Source organism: Bacteroidota bacterium, from assembly GCA_034723125.1.
In the GTDB taxonomy this organism is placed as follows: domain Bacteria; phylum Bacteroidota; class Bacteroidia; order CAILMK01; family JAAYUY01; genus JAYEOP01.
On sequence record JAYEOP010000190.1, the window covers coordinates 1 to 3254 of the forward strand.

Consider the following 3254-nt stretch of genomic DNA (forward strand, 5'->3'; position numbering starts at 1 on the left):
TTATCATATATTAATTTTTGAAGCCCCAAATTATTTTGGGGCTTTTTATTTGTTTCTTAAAACAACCAATTTGTTCCAATATACAATCCTTTTGTGCCGTCATTTTTGTCAGCCGCTATTCCATAATTTATTGATAGTACAAAGTTTTCGTTATGAGCGATATGTAATCCACAGCCATAGGTAAAATGAAATTTATCTTTTGACTCATCAAAATAATTGCTTAGAGTTACAGATGCAGGGATGTTACTTTTGTCAATGTCTATCGGGTCAATTATTTTTCCTGCGTCAACAAAAGGATTTAAAGCAAGGTAAACATTCTGATTTTTAATTACGGTTTTCAAAAACTTCCATCTGAATTCAAAGTTTCCAAAAACGAAATCATCACCTACTATTCTATTTCTTAAAATACCGCGTAATGATTTTGAACCTCCTAATCCTTCAGTAATTACCGAAGGAGAATAGGAACTAATCATGTAAGCTTGCATGTAAAAAGGTGCATTGCCTGCAATCGTTCCTTGATAACCAACTCTGTAGGCAAATGTAAGTCGTTTTTTAATTAATGTAAAATACTGCCTGTGTGTAACAACTAATTTAGTGTAAGCATTTTCTTTGTTTCCAAGAAAAGAAGGAGCTGTCATTATAAGAGCTTCCGACCAAATACCATGTCCGGGATTGGCTTCAATATCTCTTGTATCCCATATTAATCCAAATTTCAAATATTGATTATTCCCACCGTCAGCTTCTTCTGAAGGAATGATTCCCCAGTCAATATATTTGTCATAAAGGCTTGCTGTGTCAGGAAGTTTTTCCGATTCATCTTTTCCCTCGTTTAAATTATCAATGTCAACTTGTTCTATTTTATTACCAAAGTATGCAATTCCGCCAAGCCACCTTAGTTTATCGGGAATTATATATCCTTGAAAATCGCAAGTAAATCTTGTCATTTTGCGTGCATGCCTGTAAAACATTCTTGAAATATAAGAGGAATTACTTGAAAGATCATTTTCAAAATCAGGATTGTACAAAGCCTCAGCACCGTTAAATCCGTAAAAATCCAGTGCTTTTTCTGTTAAAAAACTTAAGTCGGCAGTAACTCTGAGTTTTCGATTTTTGAACAAGTGTTCCGAATCAAAAAATAATTGATTAACACCACTGCCTTTTGTAGTTCTGGAAATTTCTAGATAAATGGATTGTAAATAATTAGGGTATGTTGAACCATCACCAAAATTATACAAGTTTATTAATCCGCCATATTTAAAACCAAGGTCAGAATCAAATGCTACTGCTGGTAAAACTCCAAAATTCCATCCTGTTTTTATCTTTTCTTTATTGTTAGTGCTGTCTTTTTTTGTTTCATTTTGCCCCAAAAGAATGTTGGCGAAAAAGATAAATGCTAATGTAAAGAGTATTGATTTTTTCATGTGATTAATTTTAGTTATATTTTTTTAAATATTCGTTTTTACATAAAAACCAGATTATTTATATTTGTTAAAACTAATAATTTCATTCTTATTTTTTCTTATTTTTTTTCTTAATTTATATCCTTCGGGTGCATAGCCGAGAGTAATAACCAATCCTACGGTTTTTTTGTTTGGAATATTTAGGGTTTTCATTATTTTTTTTTCATCAAACCACCCAATCATGCAACTGCCAATATTTAATTCTTCTGCTTGCAAGCAAATATGCTCGGCAACTATTCCAATATCAAAAAGAGGATATTCTTTGTTTTTTATTCTACCACCGATTTCAGATATTACTGTTGGTTTTTCAATAACAATGACAATAATTACAGCTGCTTGTGTTACAAATTTGTTAAAATTCACAACTTTATTAAAGGTAGCTTTTGCCACTGAATTTTTTATTTCCGGATTGTCAATTACTACAAAATGCCATGGCTGTGAGTTGCATGCAGAAGGCGATAAACGTGCAGATTCAAGTATTTGTTCAAGCTTTTCTTTCTCAATGGCTTTTGAAGAATATTTTCTAACACTTTGTCGCTTTTCTACTAATTCTTTGAAATCCATCTAAATAAAAATTAAAACGCTTTAAAAATATATGCTAAAGTAACACCGAGATAATTGCCTATTGCATAACCGATTATTCCCACTGTTATCCCCGAAATTATTACTTCACGATTTTTTAAAGCACCCGCAACCATTGGTACAAAAGGAGGAGAGCAAGCTAAAGCTGTTGAAGTAATTATTACTGAATCTCTATCTATTTTAAAAATTGCTGAAAGTAAAATGTGAAGAACAAAAGAGCCTACAACTGCAAATGCTACAAAAAAGAAAAGGTCAAGAGACTCGGTACTAAAATTTTGAATATCAGCCATTGATGCAACAACAAGGCTAAATATTAAAATAAAATACATTCCAAGGTCGAAAGTTCTTTTAATTTTATTGATAGAAGGAATAAGTGAAACAAGAATTCCTAAAGTTGTAATTGATAAAATAGCCACTGTCATCGAAATATTTTCGGGAACTATCATGCTCAATCCTCCACCAACTGCAAAAATTAAAACAGAAATACCAAATGCTTTTAGCACAGGAATAAATTTATCTTTTGTGAAAATATCAAAGAAATTTTCCTCTTCTATGGAATTATTTTTTGTGTTTGTATTTTCTTCTTTTTTATAAGCAGGAAGAATTAACCCAAGAGTTTTTTGCCCTATGGAAATTACAAAAAGCAGAAAAATAGCCGATAGTACAATGTCATAGGAATGTGTTAATATGTAGATATTCGGGTCAACATCAAGAGCTGTTTTTATTGATGCAAGATTGGGAGTGCCACCTGAATAAACAGCTGTAAGCATTCCTGCTACTTTCCAATTTTCATCAATACTATCTTTGAAAATAAAGAATCCTAAAACGACAACTATCAACATTGAAATTAAGGCAAGGAATAATGATAATGCAGTTTTACCAGCCATTTTAAACCATATTTTTATATTTAGTGAAAATAGCAACAAAGGAAGTGCAAGTGGAATAGTAATGGTATTTATCATGTCTTGAACTTTGAAACTATTTTCAGGTAAAACTCCAATGTTTCCAATTATCAACCCAATGATATAGGCAATAAGAATAGAACCCACTTTACGAATAACAGAATAACGTTTACAAAAATAAAGGATTAATACAGGTGTGAAAATATAGAATAAAATGAGTAAAACTGTAATCATAGAATTATACCGTTTAAAAATAATCAGCGTCAAAAATAGTATAAATTTTTTTAATCGGAAGTTTCCTTTAAAAAGT

At 31.1% G+C, this 3254-nt stretch carries 3 protein-coding genes; all 3 read right to left on the reverse strand.

The genetic code is table 11. The annotated features are described in order from the left end of the window. Positions 1-56: 56 nt before the first annotated feature. The 3 genes from U9R42_05625 to U9R42_05635 are packed head-to-tail and all read right to left on the reverse strand — an operon-like array spanning position 57 to position 3178. A complete protein-coding gene (locus U9R42_05625) occupies positions 57-1421 on the reverse strand; it encodes a hypothetical protein (GenBank protein MEA3495499.1) in 1365 nt (454 codons plus the stop codon). A gap of 54 nt (positions 1422-1475) precedes the next feature. After that, on the reverse strand, positions 1476-2024 hold the full coding sequence (locus tag U9R42_05630) for a nitroreductase family protein (GenBank protein MEA3495500.1): 549 nt from the start codon (positions 2022-2024) through the stop codon (positions 1476-1478). 11 nt (positions 2025-2035) lie between these two features. Then, a complete protein-coding gene (locus U9R42_05635; GenBank protein MEA3495501.1) occupies positions 2036-3178 on the reverse strand; it encodes a DUF819 family protein in 1143 nt (380 codons plus the stop codon). Between the last annotated feature and the right edge of the window lie 76 nt (positions 3179-3254).

Bases quoted from the DNA above. Each gene is read 5' to 3' on its own strand.
- U9R42_05625 (MEA3495499.1), bottom strand. From the start codon at position 1,421: ATGAAAAAATCAATACTCTTTACATTAGCATTTATCTTTTTCGCCAAC.
- U9R42_05630 (MEA3495500.1), bottom strand. From the start codon at position 2,024: ATGGATTTCAAAGAATTAGTAGAAAAGCGACAAAGTGTTAGAAAATAT.
- U9R42_05635 (MEA3495501.1), bottom strand. From the start codon at position 3,178: ATGATTACAGTTTTACTCATTTTATTCTATATTTTCACACCTGTATTA.